The 18,772-nt window shown below is 64.1% G+C and carries 12 protein-coding genes; all 12 read right to left on the minus strand.

Annotation, left to right across the window (positions count from 1 at the left end; translation table 11 throughout):
* Positions 1-79: 79 nt before the first annotated feature.
* Positions 80-4,780, minus strand: a complete 4,701-nt coding sequence (locus AC0V2Y_RS19755; RefSeq protein WP_475416707.1) for a glutamate synthase-related protein — start codon at positions 4,778-4,780, stop codon at positions 80-82.
* Positions 4,781-4,974: 194 nt separating this feature from the next.
* Positions 4,975-5,682 carry a transposase gene (locus AC0V2Y_RS19760; RefSeq protein ID WP_475416708.1) on the minus strand — a complete coding sequence of 236 codons (708 nt, stop codon included), beginning with the start codon at positions 5,680-5,682 and terminating at the stop codon, positions 4,975-4,977.
* A 154-nt stretch (positions 5,683-5,836) separates the two neighbouring features.
* Positions 5,837-6,517, minus strand: coding sequence for a response regulator transcription factor (locus tag AC0V2Y_RS19765; RefSeq protein WP_034753797.1), 681 nt, complete (start codon positions 6,515-6,517; stop codon positions 5,837-5,839).
* Between the two features lie 137 nt (positions 6,518-6,654).
* Positions 6,655-7,782 carry a PAS domain-containing sensor histidine kinase gene (locus AC0V2Y_RS19770; RefSeq protein WP_475416709.1) on the minus strand — a complete coding sequence of 376 codons (1,128 nt, stop codon included), beginning with the start codon at positions 7,780-7,782 and terminating at the stop codon, positions 6,655-6,657.
* A 49-nt stretch (positions 7,783-7,831) separates the two neighbouring features.
* Entirely contained in the window at positions 7,832-10,936 is a 3,105-nt protein-coding gene (locus tag AC0V2Y_RS19775; RefSeq protein ID WP_475416710.1) for a DEAD/DEAH box helicase, read from the minus strand.
* Between the two features lie 132 nt (positions 10,937-11,068).
* Complete coding sequence (locus AC0V2Y_RS19780) at positions 11,069-11,548, minus strand: YbjN domain-containing protein (protein WP_475416711.1); 480 nt, start codon at positions 11,546-11,548, stop codon at positions 11,069-11,071.
* 28 nt (positions 11,549-11,576) lie between these two features.
* A complete protein-coding gene (locus tag AC0V2Y_RS19785) occupies positions 11,577-12,272 on the minus strand; it encodes a hypothetical protein (protein WP_475416712.1) in 696 nt (231 codons plus the stop codon).
* Positions 12,273-12,278: 6 nt separating this feature from the next.
* Complete coding sequence (locus AC0V2Y_RS19790) at positions 12,279-14,012, minus strand: putative porin (protein WP_475416713.1); 1,734 nt, start codon at positions 14,010-14,012, stop codon at positions 12,279-12,281.
* Between the two features lie 37 nt (positions 14,013-14,049).
* The gene (locus AC0V2Y_RS19795) at positions 14,050-14,766 is read right to left on the minus strand and encodes an energy transducer TonB family protein (RefSeq protein WP_475416714.1); all 717 of its coding nucleotides are present in this window, start codon (positions 14,764-14,766) and stop codon (positions 14,050-14,052) included.
* Positions 14,767-14,776: 10 nt separating this feature from the next.
* Complete coding sequence (locus AC0V2Y_RS19800; RefSeq protein ID WP_034753784.1) at positions 14,777-15,187, minus strand: ExbD/TolR family protein; 411 nt, start codon at positions 15,185-15,187, stop codon at positions 14,777-14,779.
* A gap of 13 nt (positions 15,188-15,200) precedes the next feature.
* Complete coding sequence (locus tag AC0V2Y_RS19805) at positions 15,201-16,970, minus strand: DUF2341 domain-containing protein (protein WP_475416715.1); 1,770 nt, start codon at positions 16,968-16,970, stop codon at positions 15,201-15,203.
* 56 nt (positions 16,971-17,026) lie between these two features.
* Positions 17,027-18,664, minus strand: a complete 1,638-nt coding sequence (locus AC0V2Y_RS19810) for a ShlB/FhaC/HecB family hemolysin secretion/activation protein (protein ID WP_475416716.1) — start codon at positions 18,662-18,664, stop codon at positions 17,027-17,029.
* Positions 18,665-18,772 lie beyond the last annotated feature (108 nt).

Here is an 18,772-nt window from a genome sequence, read left to right on the forward strand (position 1 = left end):
ATGTTTCCTTTGTATTTGGCTGGCGGGGAGCGGCCGGGCCGCTCCCTGGTCAATTCATTTGGCAATGAGCTTGGCTGGCTCAGGCGGCGACGGCTTGCACTTCCATGGCGGCGTCCGCTGCCATCTCGATCAGCGCGCGCTTGTATTCGTTCGGGAAGACTTTCACGAACTTGCCGCGCGCCGCGGCCCAGTCGTCGAGCAGGACACGGGCGCGGGTGCTGCCCGTGTGCTTGAAGTGACGCTCGATCAGGCGCTTGAGGATGACCTCGTCCGCTTCCGGCACGCCGTCGCGGTGCTGCGTATGCCAGGCGTCGCGGTCGACGTGCTGTTCCGCCGCCGAGACGACCTTGTCCAGGCTGACCATGGCCGTGTTGCATTTGCTGGCAAAGTCGCCGGCCGGGTCATACACATAGGCGATACCGCCCGACATGCCGGCCGCGAAGTTGCGTCCCGTGTTGCCCAGTACCACCACCGTGCCGCCCGTCATGTATTCGCAGCCATGGTCGCCCAGGCCCTCGACCACCGTGGTGGCGCCCGAGTTGCGCACGGCGAAGCGTTCGCCGGCCACACCGTTGAAGAAGGCTTCGCCGGCGATGGCGCCGTACAGCACCGTGTTGCCGATGATGATGTTGTCCACGGCCCAGCCACGGAACTCGGTATTCGGCCGCACGATGATGCGTCCGCCCGACAAGCCTTTACCGACGTAATCGTTGCCCTCGCCCACCAGGTCGATCGTGATGCCGTGCGCCAGGAAGGCGCAGGCCGACTGGCCCGCCGTGCCTTGCAGCTGGATGTGGATGGTGTCGTCCGGCAAGCCGGCGTGGCCGTATTTCTTCGCCACTTCGCCGGACAGCATGGTGCCCACCGTGCGGTTCAGGTTGCGCACGGGCGAGATGAAGGAGACGCGCTCGCCCTTTTCCAGCGCCGCGCGCGCTTGGGCGATCAGCTTGTGGTCGAGCGCCTTCTCCAGCGCATGGTCCTGGAATTCCACGTGGCGGCAAGCCTGGCCATCCGGCGTTTCCGGCTTGTGGAAGATGGCCGAGAAATCCAGGCCCTGCGCCTTCCAGTGCGAAATCGCCTTCGATTTGTCGAGCAAGTCGACCCGGCCGATCAGTTCGTCGTACGTGCGGATGCCCAGCTGCGCCATCAATTGACGGGCTTCCTCGGCCACGAAGAAGAAGTAATTGACGACATACTCGGGCTTGCCCGAGAACTTGGCGCGCAGCACAGGATCTTGCGTGGCCACGCCCACCGGGCACGTGTTCAGGTGGCATTTGCGCATCATGATGCAGCCTTCGACCACCAGCGGCGCCGTGGCGAAACCGATCTCGTCGGCGCCCAGCAGGGCGGCGATGACCACGTCGCGGCCCGTCTTCATCTGGCCGTCGGCCTGCACGCGGATGCGGCTGCGCAAGCCGTTCAAGACCAGCGTTTGTTGGGTCTCTGCGAGACCCAACTCCCACGGCGTGCCCGCATGTTTCACGGACGACAATGGCGAGGCACCCGTGCCGCCGTCGTGGCCGGCGACGACCACGTGGTCGGCTTTCGCCTTGGTGACGCCGGCGGCCACCGTGCCGATGCCCACTTCCGACACCAGCTTCACGGAAATCGAGGCGCGCGGATTGGCGTTCTTCAAGTCATGGATCAGCTGCGCCAGGTCTTCGATCGAATAGATGTCGTGGTGCGGCGGCGGCGAAATCAGGCCCACGCCCGGCACGGAAAAGCGCAGGCTGGCGATGTACTCGGACACCTTATGGCCCGGCAACTGGCCGCCTTCGCCCGGTTTCGCGCCCTGCGCCATCTTGATCTGGATCTGGTCGGCCGAGTTCAGGTAGGCGGCCGTGACGCCGAAACGTCCCGACGCCACCTGCTTGATGCGCGAGCGCATGGAATCACCTTCCTGCAGCGGAATGTCGACGACGATCTGCTCGGCGCCCACGACGGACGCCATGGTATCGCCCTGGCGGATCGGGATGCCCTTCAATTCCTGCGTGTAGCGGTTCGGATCTTCGCCGCCCTCGCCCGTGTTCGACTTGCCGCCGATGCGGTTCATGGCCACCGCCAGGGTCGCGTGCGCTTCCGTGCTGATGGAGCCGAGCGACATGGCGCCCGTGGCGAAACGCTTGACGATTTCCTTGGCCGGTTCCACTTCGTCGAGCGGAATGGCCTTGGTCGGGTCGAGCTTGAACTCGAACAGGCCGCGCAGGGTCAGGTGGCGACGGCTCTGGTCGTTGATGATTTGCGCGTACTCCTTATAGCTGGAGAAATTGTTGCTGCGCGTGGAGTGCTGCAGCTTGGCAATCGCGTCCGGCGTCCACATGTGGTCTTCGCCGCGCACGCGGAACGCATACTCGCCGCCCGCGTCGAGCTTATCGACCAGCACGGGATCGTTGCCGAAGGCCAGCGCGTGCAGGCGCAGCGCTTCTTCCGCCACTTCAAACACGCCGATGCCTTCCACGTTCGAGGCCGTGCCCTTGAAGTATTTGTCCACCAGCGACTTGTTCAGGCCGATGGCTTCGAAGATTTGCGCGCCGCAGTACGACATATACGTGGAAATGCCCATCTTCGACATGACTTTCATCAAGCCTTTGCCGACCGCCTTGGTGTAATTGTAGATAGCTTTGTCCGCCGACAAGTCGCCGGGCAAACCGTGCGCCATCTCGGCCAGGGTTTCCATGGCCAGGTACGGGTGGACGGCTTCCGCGCCATAGCCCGCCAGCAAGGCGAAGTGGTGCGTTTCGCGGGCCGAACCCGTTTCCACGACGAGACCGGTGGAAGCGCGCAAGCCCTTGCTCACCAGGTGCTGGTGCACGGTGGACGTGGCCAGCAGCGCGGGGATCGCCACCTGGTCGGCGCAGATGGCGCGGTCCGACACGATCAGGATGTTGTGGCCGGATTTCACGGCATCGACGGCTTCCGCGCACAGCGAGGCCAGGCACGCTTCCACGCCTTCCTTGCCCCAGGCCAGCGGGTAGCAGATGTCCAGTTCGTACGACTTGAACTTGCCGCCCGTATGCGCGCTGATGTTGCGCAGACGCGCCATGTCGTCAAAGCCCAGCACGGGCTGCGCCACTTCCAGGCGCATCGGCGGGTTGACGTTGTTGGTATCGAGCAAGTTCGGTTTCGGGCCGATGAAGGACACCAGCGACATCACCATCGCTTCGCGGATCGGGTCGATCGGCGGGTTCGTCACTTGCGCGAACAATTGCTTGAAGTAGTTATACAGCGGTTTCAGCTTGTTCGACATGACGGCCAGCGGCGAGTCATTGCCCATCGAACCCGTCGCCTCTTCGCCGGCCAGCGCCATCGGCGCCATGAGGAATTTCAAGTCTTCCTGCGTATAGCCGAACGCCTGCTGGCGGTCCAGCAGCGACGGCTGGGCTTTTTCGCCCTGGGCGCGGTCGAGCTTGGCTTGTCCTTCGGCCAGCTTGATCTCGTCGAGCTTGATGCGCACCGAGTTGATCCACGCTTTATACGGCTTGGCGTTGGCGTAGGTGTTTTTCAGTTCCTGGTCGTCGATGATGCGGCCCGCTTCCAGGTCGATCAGGAACATTTTACCGGGCTGCAAGCGCCATTTCTGGATGATCTTCGATTCCGGGATCGGCAGCACGCCCGATTCCGACGCCATCACCACCAGGTCGTCGTCCGTGACGATGTAGCGCGCCGGACGCAAGCCGTTGCGGTCCAGGGTGCCGCCGATATGGCGGCCGTCCGTGAACGCCATGGCGGCCGGGCCGTCCCACGGTTCCATCATGGCCGCGTGGTATTCATAGAAGGCGCGGCGGTTGTCATCCATCGTCGTGTGGTTTTCCCACGCTTCCGGAATCATCATCATCATCGCCTGGGCGATCGGGTAGCCGGCCATCAGCAGCAGTTCCAGCGCATTGTCGAAGCACGCCGTGTCGGACTGGCCTTCATAGATCAGGGGAAACAGCTTTTGCAAATCGTCGCCCAGCACGGCCGACTTCATCACGCCTTCGCGCGCGCGCATCCAGTTGAAGTTGCCTTTCACCGTGTTGATCTCGCCGTTATGGGCGATCAAACGGTACGGGTGGGCCAGCGGCCATTCCGGGAAGGTATTCGTCGAGAAACGCTGGTGCACCAGGGCCAGGGCCGAGATGCAGCGCGCATCCTGCAAGTCCTTGTAGTACACGCCCACCTGGTCGGCCAGCAGCAAGCCTTTGTAGACGATGGTACGGGCCGACATCGACGGCACGAAGAATTCCTTGCCGTGCAGCAGTTTCAAGGCCTGGATGGCGTGGCCCGACGATTTGCGGATCACATACAGTTTGCGCTCGAGCGCGTCCGTGACCATGATGTCCGGGCCGCGGCCGATGAAGATCTGGCGGATGACCGGTTCCTTGGCGCGCACGGTGGGCGACATCGGCATGTCCGTATCGATGGGCACGTTGCGCCAGCCCAGCACGACCTGGCCCTCGATGCGCACGGCGCGTTCGATTTCCTGTTCGCAGGCGATGCGCGACGCGTGTTCCTTCGGCAGGAAGACCATGCCCACGCCGTATTCGCCAGGCGGCGGCAATTCCACGCCCTGCTTGGCCATTTCTTCGCGGTAGTACTGGTCGGGAATCTGGATCAGGATGCCGGCGCCATCGCCCATCAGCGCATCGGCGCCCACGGCGCCCCGGTGATCGAGGTTTTTCAGAATCAGCAAACCCTGTTCGACGATCGAATGGGTCTTGTTGCCCTTGATATGGGCGACGAAACCGACGCCGCAGGCATCGTGTTCATTGGCTGGGTCGTACAGGCCTTGCGCTTTCATGGGCTTCTCCGCTGCATATGACTATCGAAAAACTAGAGTAGTGCAACGCAACAAAAAACTCAACCAGAATAATTAGGGTCGGAGTCGAATTAAATTTGATTCCGTCGCCCGAAAAATTTAATAGGGACACAGTCAAAGCGATTTCAATAAAACGTCAGAAAGAAACCGTTTTTTGTTTTAAATGCGAATACTTTTCAATTGGCGTCCGACTCGGCCACGATTTTGCGGGGACGACCGCGCTTGGCGGGCAACACTTGCCGCTGCATTTTCTGCTCCAGCGCCTGCTTGAAAGCGTCGGAACCCAGTGGCCAGCCCTTCAATACAGCCTGTTCCACGGTTTTCACCTGGCTGCTGCCCAGACCTTGCTCGAACAGGCGCAGATACGCCGCCTCGCGGTCGAACGGCGTGTTGCCCAGCGCCCAGTACAGCGCGTGGTCGGTGATGACGGGATCGGGCCGCACACCGGCATGGTGGGCATAGCTGGACCAGCCATAGTCCAATGCCTGGGCGGCCAGACCCGTTTGCACGGGCACGCATTCCAGGTAACGGCAGCAAGTAAGGAAGAAATTGTCGGGATCGATGACGGAGGTTTTGTAGCGTCCCTGCCACAACGCCCCTTCGCGACCGTATTTCTGGTTGAAATACGGCACGTAATAGCGTCCCAGCCACTGCATCAGCTGCCCCAGGCCCGTCGCATCGGCTGGCGTCGCCAATAAATGTAGCTGATCAGGCAATAAAACATAGGCGTGGACGGCCACCTTGAACATTTTCGCGCCCGTTTTCAGCCAGGACAGGAATTGCGCGTAATCAAACGCATCTTGGAACACGGGCTGGCGGTTGCTGCCGCGCTGGATCACGTAATGGGGCAGTGCGGGAATGATGAGACGGGGCAAACGGGCCATGGGGGAAATCATAAAATGAAGGCTAAGGCCTTGATTTTACACACTTGCGAGCGCAGGACGCGACTCTGACCCTGTTTTATTTAAAATGCCGGGAAAAACGATGGACTCTGTCCCTTTTATGCAGCCACCCTCCGTGGGTGGCTGGCATACGGTATCAAGACAAGTTGAAACTGGCCGACAGGCTGTAGCCCTCGCCATACGCGCTGCGCAGCGGCAAGTCCTGGCCCAGGCCCGTCTTGGCCTTCTTGCGCAGGCGGTACACGAGCATGTCGACGCGGCGGCCCGCATCGGGGTCTTCGCCGCCCATGCCGGCCACGATGACGTCGCGCGGCACGGGGCGGGTGTTGATGGTCAGCAGGTGCAGGAAGTTGAATTCCTTTTCCGTCAGGGCGATGACGGCGCCCATCAATTCAAGTTGGCGAGCGCTTACTTTCAAGGTCCACTTGCCTGGCTCGGGCACGGGGTCTTGCGGCCCCACGCGGCGGTCGAGCGCCTCGATGTGGGCGGCCAGTTCCGGGAATTTGATGGGCTTGGTCAGATAGTGGTCGGCACCGAGGCGCAAACCGAGGATGCGGCTGTCGAAAGCGACACGCCCCGTCAGCACCAGCACGCCGATTTGCGGATACAGCTGGCGCATGCGGGGGATGACGTTGAAGCCGTCCTCATCGGGCAAGCCCAGGTCCAGCACGACCACGCCGACATTACCATGGCTCAACGCCGTCCACATCCCGCCAGCGGAGCTGGTGATATGCACTTCGTGTTCGAGCTCAACGAGAAACTCCGCCATGTCTTCGGCGTAGTCCAGATTGTCTTCGACGATCAGTATTTTCGTCATTGCTACGCCATTCTTCCGTTAGTGAGCTACCGTGGGCAAACCATGCCATTCACTTCTACACCATGATGGACGGCACAATAGGTTTACGTCAAGGAATTATCACGGTTGCCTTCAGCGGAAGCAAGGCTTTTCCTTGTCTAGACAGGAAGCGGCAGCCAAATCCGGAAAAGCGCCCCGCCTTCGGGCAGATTATGCCCCTGCAAACTCCCCCCATGCACGTCCACCACGGCGCGCGCCATGTACAGGCCCAGGCCCGCGCCCGCATGCGTGGCATCGGTTCCACGGAAACCTTTCTCGAACAGCTGCGCCAGTTCCTCTTCCCGCAAGCCGGGCCCCGCATCGCGCACGCACAGGGCCACGCCGCCCTCGGGCACCAGCCTGGCCGACACGGTAATGGCGCTGCCCGGCGGGCTGAACTTGACGGCGTTGTCGAGCAGGATTTTCAGACACAGAGCCATGCCGGGCACGTCGCAGCGCAGCCTGGCCGGCAAGTCTTCATCGAGTTCCAGCTGCACGCGGTGGCTGGCGGGCACGGTGGCGGCCGCCTGCTGCAGCAAGGCCAGCGGCGCGATGCCGTCGGCGGCCCGCTCGCGGCCGATGGCCGCCATGCGTTCGGGCGACAAATAGTCGTCTATCATGCCCAGCAAACGGTCGACGGCCGTCTGGATTTTCACGTAGCGCTTGCGCGTGGCCTCGTCGGCCTCGCTCGACGTCGAGACGAGGCGCTGGATGGCGCCGTCGATGGTGGCCAGCGGCGTGCGGAATTCATGCGACAGCATCGAGGCGAAACGCTTCTGCTCCTTTTCCCGCTCGGCTTCCTGCGCGTGGGCGGCGCTGACGTCGCGCACCGTGCCCACCACGGTGACGCCCCGCCCCGGGGCCGCGGGCACGATGGTCGAGCTCACTTCCAGCGCCAGAGGATGGCCGTCGGCATGCGCCAGCTCCACTTCGCGCAGCAGGGTCAAACGGCTGGCGTCGCCGTCGCGCCAGCGCTGCAAGCGGGCCGGCACGTCCGCCGCCAGGCGCGCCGCGTGTGCGCGCAAGGCGGCCAGATCGTAACCGGTCAGGCGTTGCGCGGCAGGGCTGATGTAGAGTAATTCGAGGGTCGTGGCGTCGAGCAGGAAGGCCGCGTCGCGGCCGTGCTCGGCCAGCAGGCGGAACTGCGCTTCGCCCGCCCGCGCGCGCAGCAGGGCGCGGCGCAACTGGACGAAACGCAGCGCCATGAGGACGGCGCCGGCAAGCAGCAGGAGGAAAATGGGCAGCATGCGTTATACCTGGCAGGAAAGAAGCGCCAAGTATAAGCGTGTGCCAGCGTTAATCTTCCAGCGGGGCGAAAATCTGCTGCAAGTCTTCCTGCGTGAGCGCCATCTTTTGCGCTTCGCCTTCGGCCAGGATCGATTGCGCCAGTTCCGATTTCTTTTGCTGCAGCAGCTGGATTTTTTCTTCCAGGGTGCCCTTTGCAATCAATTTGTAGACGAACACGGGCTTGTCCTGGCCGATGCGCCAGGCGCGGTCCGTGGCCTGGTTTTCCGCCGCCGGATTCCACCACGGATCGTAGTGGATCACCGTGTCGGCGGCCGTCAGGTTCAAGCCCACGCCGCCCGCTTTCAGACTGATCAGGAAGATCGGCACGGCTCCCTGTTGGAAGGCCGCCACTTGCGCGCCCCGGTCCTTCGTCTCGCCCGTCAGCAAGGCGTACGGAATGTCGCGCGATTCCAGCTCTTCCTCGATCAGCTCCAGCATGCTGGTAAATTGCGAGAAAACGAGGATCTTGCGCCCTTCGTCAAGCAAGTCTTCCACCATCTGCATCAGGTCGAGCAGTTTGGCCGAACCGGCCGACTGCTTCTTCGCCGGCAAGGATTTGACCAGACGCGGGTCGCAGCACACTTGCCGCAGTTTCAGCAGCGCTTCGAGGATGACGATCTGGCTGCGCGCCACGCCCTTCTTGTCGATTTCTTCGCGTACTTTTTGATCCATCGCAAGACGCACGGTTTCATACAGGTCGCGCTGCGGCCCCGTCAACTCCACCTTGCGCACCATTTCCGTCTTCGGCGGCAGTTCCTTGGCGACATTGTCCTTCGTGCGGCGCAGCAGGAACGGTTTGATGCGGCGGTTCAGCAGCATGCGGCGCAGCGGGTCGTCCTGGCGCTCGATCGGATGGCGGAACTGGGTGTTGAAGGTCTTCTCGTCGCCCAGCAAGCCCGGCAGCAGGAAGTGGAATTGCGACCACAGTTCGCCCAGGTGGTTTTCCAGCGGCGTGCCGGACAGGCACAGGCGGTGGCGCGCGCGCAGCAGTCCCGCGCTTTGCGCCGCCTTGCTGCGCGTATTCTTGATGTAATGCGATTCATCGAGGATGACCAGGTGGAAATCGTGCTCGCGCAAAGTTTCCTCGTCGCGCGGCAGCAGGGCGTAGGTCGTCAGCACCAGGTCGCACTGGTCGATCTGGTCGAATTGCTGGGCGCGGTCCTTGCCTTGCAGCAGCAGCACCTTCAGGCTGGGCGCGAACTTGGCCGCCTCGTCCTGCCAGTTGCCCATCAAGCTCGTCGGTGCGATGACGAGGGCCGGATGCGTGAGACGGCCCGCTTCCTTTTCCACCAGGATATGCGCCAGCGTTTGCACGGTTTTACCTAAGCCCATGTCATCGGCCAGGATCCCCGCCAGGTCATGGTCGCGCAGGAATTGCATCCACGCCAGGCCATCGGCCTGGTAGTCGCGCAGGGTGGCCTGCAAGCCCGCCGGCGCCGCCACTTTTTGCACGGAGCCGAACTGGCTCAGCTTGCGGCCCATGGCGCGCAGCTGCTCGCCGCCCGTCCACTGCATCTCCAGGCCCCGCGCCAGCTCTTCCAGGCGCGCCGCGTCCAGGGTCGACATGCGCACGGCATGCCTGATCTTGTCGCCGAAATACAGTTCGCCCAGGGTGTTCAAGATCGGCCGCACGCGGCCCCACGGCAGCGCCACGCGCGTACCGTCCGGCAAGGTCGCCAGCATCTGGTCGTCGTCCGCATGCGCTTCGATGACTTTCGGGTTGAAATCGTTGGGCGCGTTGCGGATCAGCTGCACCAGCACGGGCAGCAAGGGCACGCGCTCGTGATTGACGACGATGCCCAGTTCCAGTTCGAACCAGGCGTTGCCGCTGTCCGGGTCCTGGTCGTCGATTTCCGCGTACCAGTCGCCCACGTCGCTCACGTCGTAGCGGTACTTGGCCGTCTTTTCCACGATCCAGCCCTGCGCCAGCAAGGCGTCGATGCCGGACTCGGCAAAACGCAGCCATTCCGCCTGGGAAGGCAGCAGCAATGCGCCTTTCAGCCCGCTCAGGGGGGCGGAGCCCGGCTTCTTGAATTGCAGCTCGGCCAATGTCGCCAGCGCCCGCGCTTCATCGACCGTATTTCTCTGGATAATTTCCGTCACCTCGCCCACTTGCCGCACCACGCGCTGCGACGGGTCGAACGAGACGCGCTCGCCATCGTAGTCGTAGGACAGCACGGCGAAATCGCTCCAGCGCTGCAGGCTGCCGTCGGCCAGCATGGCGCTATCGAGCAGCAACACCGGTTGCGCCGGCACGTCCTTGCGCAAGCGCTGCGGCAACGGTTGCGGCAGCGGCATCAGATGCTGCAAGCCTTGCGCCAGCAGCAGCTGCGACACGCGCACCTTGTCGTTCGCGTTCAGGGGCGGCGCCTGCGCCACCAGCGCCTGCAGGTCGGCCAGGGAAATGTCGGAGCCGCCCTGGTTCAGTTCCAGCACGCCGCACGACAGGTTGTCGATATACCACGGCGGATCGGTGGGCAGCATGTAGTCGATCTGGTCGGCGCCATGGTGCTTCGCGCCTTCCGGCGGGTCCACCTGCCAGCCCAGGCGCATGGTCTTGCCCTCGTCGCGCCAGAACAGGCGCGCGGGGCGCACGGGACCTTCCTTCAACGGGTACACGAGACCATTGCCCACGTCGGCCCAGGAATTGGCCCACAGCAGCTTATCCTGCTCGGCCAGCATTTTCAGCAGGGCCGCGCCCACCTTGCCCTTCGGCTCCGTGGCGCTGCCCGTCTGCGAATTCTGTCCGCTGCGCATGGCCACGAAGAACCGCACGAGGTCTTCATCGGCCGGCGTCAAGAACGTGGGCGGCGCCGACAGCAGGGAAAAGATTTCGCTGATGGGAGACGCCGCCGCCACGTCGCCGTTCGGCCGCAGCCGCGCCTTGTACAGGCACAGGGCCACGTGGCGGCCGCCGCTGGTGGGCGCCAGCACGTAGATCAGGCGATGCTGGTTGAGTTTGGGATCGGGCTCGGCAATCGTCAGCACAGCCTTCGGATGGGCGGCAGCCTCCACCCGCTGCAGCCAGGTGGCGACGGCATACGGCAAAGGCGCTCCCGGCGCGCTGGCCGGGGCAACTGGGGTTTCACTGGTTTCGTCGCGGGTAAAATCCATGGGGCGCATTTTTGTGTAAAGGTCGTATCCAAATCGGCAACAGGCAATATTATCCGCCATACAGGCGTTGCTGGCTTGATTCACACACGCTCTTTGAGCAGTTTTAATGCGCGATGCCTAAAAAATAAGTATTTAATACGACACTTGGGGTCCGCTGGCGGCCTCGACTACCGGTGCCGTGCTCGTATCGGCCGGCGTAAAGTTGCGCAAAAACAAGAAGAATTGGCCCATCATCTGCGTCCACAGTTGCAGATTGATATCCAGGTACTCCTTGCTGACGCCGCCGGCAACCAGCACATCCATCTCCAGCACGACGAAATCGCCATGCTGGGCCACGCGGGCAAAACGCTTGCTGCGGTGCCATTCGGCCAGCAAGCCGGCCGGCAGGTCGCCGCCCTGCACGCGCAGCGGGCAGCTCAAGGTCAGGTCCGCGTACTGGCCAGGCGACGCTTCATTCCCCCACAGCACCTGAAAGCCGATGCCATGGCTGGCGCTGTGCAGGCGCACGACGCCGTCGTGTTCGATGCTGGTCACGGCGCAGCCGGCCGCCTTGATGGCGTCGGCCGTTTGTTCCGCATTCAGGGTGGTCAGCAAGGTGTTGATGTGTTCCATCGTCATTCCATTCATTTCAAAAATAAAATTATTGGGGTGCCGGCGCGGGAGCGGCCGGCGTGTCACTTGTTTGACGCGCATCAAAGCGGCCCTGGTACAGCTCGTCGCCGTACTGCTGGGCGATTTGCTCGAGTTTTACCCGGCTTTGCGCGGCGAACGGCTGGCGCGCTTTCATGACGTCCAGCACATCGAGGCCTTCATACGCTTGCAGGATGTCCTGCCCGGCCGCATACAGCTGGGCATTCTTGCTTTCGCAGCGCGCCAGCGCGCCGCGCTGCGCCGCCACCTCGCCATCGAGGCGCGCACGCTCCGCTGCCAGCTGCTTGCCCGTGGCGGCCAGCTGTTCGCCGGCCTGGCGGTACTGCGCCAGACTGGCGCTGGCCTCCTGCGCAGCGGCGGCGCTGCGCTGCTGCTCGGCTGCCAGTTTCTCCCGCTGCGCGCGTTCCTGCGCCAGCTGCGACTGGCTGCGCGCCAGCTCCTTCTTCAAGCCATCGCTGGCAGGCGCCGCAGCGGCGGGCGCCGCCTTGGCGGCAGGCACGCCCTTGGCTTTGAGCATTTCCAGCTCGCCGCGCGTCTGCTGCAATTGCGCCGTGACATTGCGCAACTCGGCCCGCAAACGCTCTTCCATGCTCTGCCCCTTCTGTCCCTGCGCCTGGGCGGCGCCGCCGGCCAGCAACATCAGCAGCAAGACCGGCAGGCGCGTTTTGTTGAATATCAACATCATGGCTCCTTAAAAACGCGCGTTCAATTCGATTTGCAGGGTGTCGATCGACAGCGCCGAACCGAACACTTCGCGGCTCGACGTCCAGCGGCCATTGAGCCAGGTATTCTTGTCGAGCGCATACGCACCGCCCAGGTAATAGCCGCGCGCATTCGTGCCGCCCAGGTGGAAGGTGGAATCGTTGTAGGCGTCAGGCAGGGCGTCCGGTTCGATGCGCTTGTAGCCAAGCAGCACGTTCCAGTCGCCGCGCGCCGCCGGGCTGGCCTTGCCCAGGGTCGCCTGCAGCATGTAGGCATTGCCGCCGCTCTTGAAATCGGCTTGCGAGATGCCGCCCGTGCCGCCGAAGTTGTTCATGATGCCGCCCTTGGCGCGCGCCCACATTGCGTTCTTGTCGTAGGCCATGTTGCGCACATAATCGCCTTCGATGCGCAAGTCCGTGCCGCCGGCCACCTTGCTATCCCAGCGCGCATTCAGGTTGGCCAGGCGGAATTTCGACGCCAGGCCCACGAATTGCGGCTGCGGCGTATTCGCCGGGTCCAGCGGATTCAGGGCGATATTGCGCAGCAACATCAAGCTATTGCCCTTCTGCATGCTCGATGGACGCGACCAGTCCGTGCTGCAGCCATCGGCGCCCGCATACAGCGCGCACGGCTGCGAATATTCTCCGCTGATGTTGCGGAAGTTGTAGTAGGCCAGCGCACCGCGCAATTGATGGTCTCCATTGATCTTCCACGAGGCGCCCACCTGCGCACCGAGCAGCCACTTGTTTTCGCTGGACATTTTTGCCTGGCTGCGGCTAGGCGCATTGTCGGACGAATACTCGAGCGGAATCAGGCCCAGCGTGCCGAACACGGTAACGTCCTTGGCCGCGCCCACCGGCTGCTGCACCTTGGCGGCGATGCCGTCGAAATTGAGTTCGCTGGAAAACAGTTCGTCACCCGACACGAATGGATTGTCGAAGCGGCCCGCCGTCAGTTTCAGCCAGGAAGCGGGCTGGTAGGACAGCCAGGCCTGGTCCAGCCAGATGTTTTTCTTGCCCAGGCCGCCGCCGAGGGTTTGCGTGGTCGATACCGGGCTGTCGTCATTGCCGCTGGCCAAGCGGATGCCCGCTTGCGTGCTGTCGGAAATGTCGGCCAGGATGCCCAGGCGGGCACGGGCGCGCAGCAGGTGCTTGCGGTCTTCGCGCGTGTTGAGCAACGCCGGCAGGGCCAGGTTGGTGTTCGAATTGACGTCGTAGCCGCCGCCGCTGTTGAGCGAGCGCCAGTCGATCTCGATATTGCTGTTGGCCATGTCGTAGTAGCGCGATTCGTAGCGCGCGCGCACGTCGCCTTCCAGGCGGATGCGCTTGGTCCAGGCCGGCGTTTCATTCGGCGCCGCCCAGCCGCCCGCCTTGGCCTCGGCCAGCACTTGTCCCTTGATCTCGTCGCGGATCTGTTCGCGCACGGTTTGCGAAATATACGGCACGCGCACGTCGCCCGGCTGCACCTGCGCCAAGGCGGCCGGTGCGGCGGCCGGACGGGCTTGCGCGGCGGCCAGCGCTTCGCTTTGCGCCTGCGCCAGCAAGGCTTCGCCGGCATCCTTGTTCAGGGCGCCGCTCTGGATCAGGCCACGGATCAGCTTGACCATGGTGCTGTCGGCCGGTGCCTGCGCTTGCACGGCGCCTGCCGCCATGCTCAAGGCCAGGGCGGCCAGCGCCAGCGGAAGGCGGCGCGCACGCTGTGGGGAAGAAAATAAGGAATTCATTGTTTCTTTCGGTAAATGAGGAATTAAATTCATGCGCTTACGGGCGCCGGCCTTTAATGGATACCCTGGCCGGAAAACGCAGGGACGCCGGCGGCCGTTCATCGGCGCGGAAATCGCGCACCATGGCCAGCACTTGCTCATCCGTCTGCGCATTGCCGGTACCTTGCACCAACTGCACTTTCGACGTCCGGCCTTCCGTATCGAGCCACAGGTCGACGCGGATGTCGGCAAAGGCCAGCTGGCGCGTGCGCGGGTCGCGGGCGAACGCCAGCTGCAGCGCGTTGGCCACATAGCGGCCGTACGATCCCGCGCCGAGGCCGCCGCCTCCGCCGCCGCCCGTCATGCCGCCGCCGCGCCCGGCCTGGATACCGAAGGCGTCGCTGCCGGCCTGCGCCGCGCCGTCGATGGTGACGGGGTCGCCCTTGTCCGGCGACGGGCTTTCCGGCGCGTCATCCATGGGCTTGTCGGCCGGCGTCGGTTCCGGCTCGGACACTTCCGGCACCACCTTGTCGGGCGTCGGTTCCGGCAGTTTTTCCGGTTCCGGCGGCGGCGGTGGCGGGGGTGGCAGCATCAGCATCGGCGGGGCCGCCACTTCGCGCTTGGTGGCCGCCGTGTCCGACAGCAAATACCAGACCAGCGCGGCCAGCGCAGCGGCCAGCAGCGCGCCGCCGGCCACGCCGCCCCAGCGGCGCCACCACTGCGCCGCGCCCGACGGTTCCGAGGCGGCCGTCTTCATCATGTCGTCACGCTTCACCTTGCGCTCCTCATGCCGGCTTGCCGGTCACCAGGCCCACCTGGTTCAGGTCGATGCGGCGCAACAGGTCCAGCACTTCGACCACTTTCGCGTATTGCACGGCGGCGTCGCCGCGCACGATCACGGGGAAGTCGGGCGTCAGCGCCTTTTCCGTGCGCAGCCGCTCTTCCAGTTCCGGCAGGGTGACGGGATAGGCGTCGAGGAAGACCTGGCCCGCGTTGTCGATGGTGATGGCCTTGGTCTTCGGCTTTTCCAGCGCCATGGCCGAACTGGCCTTGGGCAGGTCGACCTTGATGCCGGGAATGCTGGCGTTGCTGGTCAGAATAAAAATCACCAGCACCACCAGCAGCACGTCGACGAAGGGCGTGATGTTGATGCCGCCGCTACGCTTGCGGGGGGTAAACTTGGCGGAGGTGGCCATGGTTATGCGCCCCTCACGCCTGCTGCAGCACGGGACGCATCTGGCGTCCGTCGCCCTGCTCTTCCGCCAGACGCGTGGCGAATTCATCGACGAAGACGGCCATATCGGCGACGATGGCGTCCGAACGCGAGGACAGCCAGTTGTAGCCGAACAGCGCGGGAATCGCCACGCCCAGGCCGGCGGCCGTACACAGCAGCGCGGCGGCCATGCCCGGCGCCACCGAGTTGATGTCCACCGCGCCCGCCATGGCGGCCACGACGAACACCAGCATGATGCCGATCACGGTGCCGAACAGGCCGACGTACGGCGCGCCTTCGATGGTGGTCGACAGCCAAATCATGCGTTTCGACATGCGTTCGCTTTCGCGCACCATCACGCCATCCATGGCGGCGCGGATGGCGCCGATGGTCGCGTTCGAGACGGCGTTCAGGTCGTAGCCGCGGTCGTGGCGGCGGCGCATCTCGTCGATGGCCACGTCATACAGGCGCCACAGCGAGGAATCCGTCTTCACGGAAGCGCTCAGCTTGCCGTTGCGCGCCAGGTGGTCGAGCGGTGCGCCGGCCGCTTCGTGGAACGATTGCATGAACTGGGCATTGGCGCGCGAGATGGCGCCATAGCTGCGGCCCTTGCCGATCATGATGATCCACGACAAGACCATCATCAGGCCCAGCACGCCGACGACGATCCAGGCGTCGAGCGGCATGGCGGCGATGATGAAGCCGAAATGGCTTTTGCCGGCCTGCTGTTCATCGGCGCCAAACACGGCCAGGCGCGATTCGGAACCTTGCGAGACGGCATCGGCCAGCAGCAGGGCGTCGGGACGGGCCGTGCGCGACAGGCGCAGCTCGTCGATGGCGCCCGTGAAGTTGGCCAGGCCGACCGTGGTGTTGACGTCGGCGCCCACCGAAGCGGCCGTCGTAAAGGCTGGCAGGGCGGTGGCCAGCGAGACGGCCGGACGGCCGCCCACGTACAGGGCCACGTTGGCTTTATCGGCCTTGACGGCCAGGTGCGACCATTGCGCGGCCTGGATAGGCTGGCCAGGCTTGCTGCGCTGACCGTTGACCTGCACGAAAGGCACGCCCTGGTCCACGCCGATCAGCAATTCATTGGCGCCGTCGCGGCGCGCATACAGCACTTGCTGGGCGCCCAGGCTGTCCGGACGCACCCAGGCGGAAAAGGTGAACGGCGCGCCGGCGGCCAGCGCCAGCGATGGCGAGGCGGGCAGCATCAACGGCGTCGTGCCCAGGCGGGCGCCGGCGCCGATGACGGAACCGTCTAGCGCCGGCACGGCCGTCTGGGCATGGTTGCCGTAGGCGGTGCTGTCGCGCGAAGGCACGCCAGGCTCGCTGAAGTGGTACACCAGGCTGTAGTCGGGGTCAAACGTACGCTGGCCATTGCCGGAGGCGGGCGCCTTCGGATTGCCGTAGTACATCCACAGCTGCTGCGGCGTACCGGCCGTCAGGGCCGGCACGTCGACCCAGATCAGGGCGATGCCCAGCAGCGGGTTGAATTGCTCGATCTGGTGGTTCAACACGGTTTTATCGTCGCCCGCCACGAAGCGCAGGTCGGCGCCGTTGTCGCTGACGCCTTCGAAGTTGAAGTTACCCGAATGCAAGCGCAGCAGCACGGGGATGCGGCCGGGATCGCCGCCCACGGCGCCCGCCTTCGGGCCCGCGTCGACGGTGACGGGTTTGCGGTAAGCCCAGTCGGGCTGCCACCAGGCATGCGCCAGGCCGGGAACGAGCGTGCCCAGGATCGTGAGCAGAAAAAGAAAACGTTGCATGACAGTGATTCTCCGAAGAAAAGTCTAAAAAAGTGCAGTGCTGTTGAGCTGGCCCGTCAGTAGCTGGCCGACAGGTTGAAATTGATGCGGCGCACGTGTTTGTGCGTGCGCGGGCCATCGCGCAACGGATACGAAAAATCGATGCGGCCATTCAGGTAGCGCAGGAACTGAAAGCTGCTGCCCACGCCCACGGAGGCCAGGCCGAACAGGTCTTTCTGCTCGATCATCGGATCGCGCAGACGCAGGCGCGCGCCATCGGCAAAGGCGAATAAACGCCAGTTTTCCAGACGGCTGAAATACGTCAGCTGGGGCGTGCGCCATTCGACGGTGCCGGACACGCCGTAGTCGCCCGTCGCTTCGGCCGACAGGTAGCCGCGCACGGAATTGGCGCCGCCGGCGGCCATCTGTTCGCCCGACACCAGCGCCGCATCGGCCAGCTGGCCCGAGATGCGCCCATGCAGCTGCGCGCCGCTGCCCAGGGTATGGGTGGCGTTGGCGTCGCCCTTCAGCACGAGGAAGCTGGGCGAGGCCTTGTAGCGCTTGTTGTCGTAGGCGGCGCTGTCGCTGCCGTAACCGAACGAAGCGCGCGTGCCGGCCACCAGCGACAAGCCCAGGCCGTAGGTCGCCGCGTCCGTCTGCGCGAAGCCGTTATACGACACGCTCAGGGGCACGTACTTGAGCGGAATATTGCTGCCGGCGCCATTGAGCTTGAGCGCTTCCTGGTTGTCCTTGAAATCGATGCCGGCGGAAAAACTGTGCCACCAGATACCGCTGTTGGGCACCGTGTAATTGAGCTTCATGCCCAGCGCATGGCCCTTGCCCAGCACGCTGGTGCCGCCCGTGCTGGCCACGTTGCTGTTCGACTGGTAGCCCGTCGCTTCCACGCTCCAGCCCTGCGTGCCGATCGGCGCCACGTACGAGGCGGACCACACCTTGGTCTGGTTCAGGTCGCCCGGCGTGCCGAAAAAGCTGATGGTGGCGCTATGCCCCATCTGCCACAGATTGTCGTGGCCGACCGACATGCTGGTACGCAATTTCTTCGTATCGGCGCTGTAATCGTTGTTCAAGCCCACGCTGGCGCGCCACGGGCTGCTGTCGTCCACTTTCAGGTCCACGTCCATGGTGCCGGGCAGGCTGCCCTGCTTGACCAGCGGCATCACCTGGCGCTTGGGACCGCGGTTCAGGGCCGTCAGCTCCACTTGCGCCTGCGTAAAGTCGGGCACCTTGCCTTCCGTCAATGCCGGCACTTGCTGGCGCACGTCGAGCGGCGAGTTGTACTGCGCGCCGACCACGCGCAAGCGGCCCACCTTGGTTTCGCTCACCTGCAGCACCACCACGCCCTGCTCCACCTGCTGCTCCGGCAAGTCCACATAGACGGACTGGTAGCCCCGGGCTTGGTATGCCGCAACGAGGGCGTCGCGCGCCCCTTCCACGTCCTTCAGGGTGCGGCCCGGCCCCAGGAAGGGCGTGACCGCCGCTTCGATGGCGCGGGCGTCGAGCACGGTATTGCCGCGCACCAGGTATTCCTCGATCGTCACTTGCCGTTCGGGCGCGGCCACGGGGGCGGCTGCCGCGACGGCGTCCTGGGCGCGGGCCATGCCGGGCAGCGCCAGCATGGCCAGGCACAGCATCGTCAAGGCGGTCGCGGGTGCCGCGGGTGCTGCCCCCTTGCCCTGTTTTGTCATCTCACGCATCTTCCATTCACCTTAAAATCAAACGGTTGCCCTGTGTTGCGGCGCTGGGCCGGCGTTTTTTTGTTGCCAATACTGATCTACTGATGCCTAGACAGCCGCCGCGCGCGG

Source organism: Janthinobacterium sp. BHSEK, from assembly GCF_056174685.1.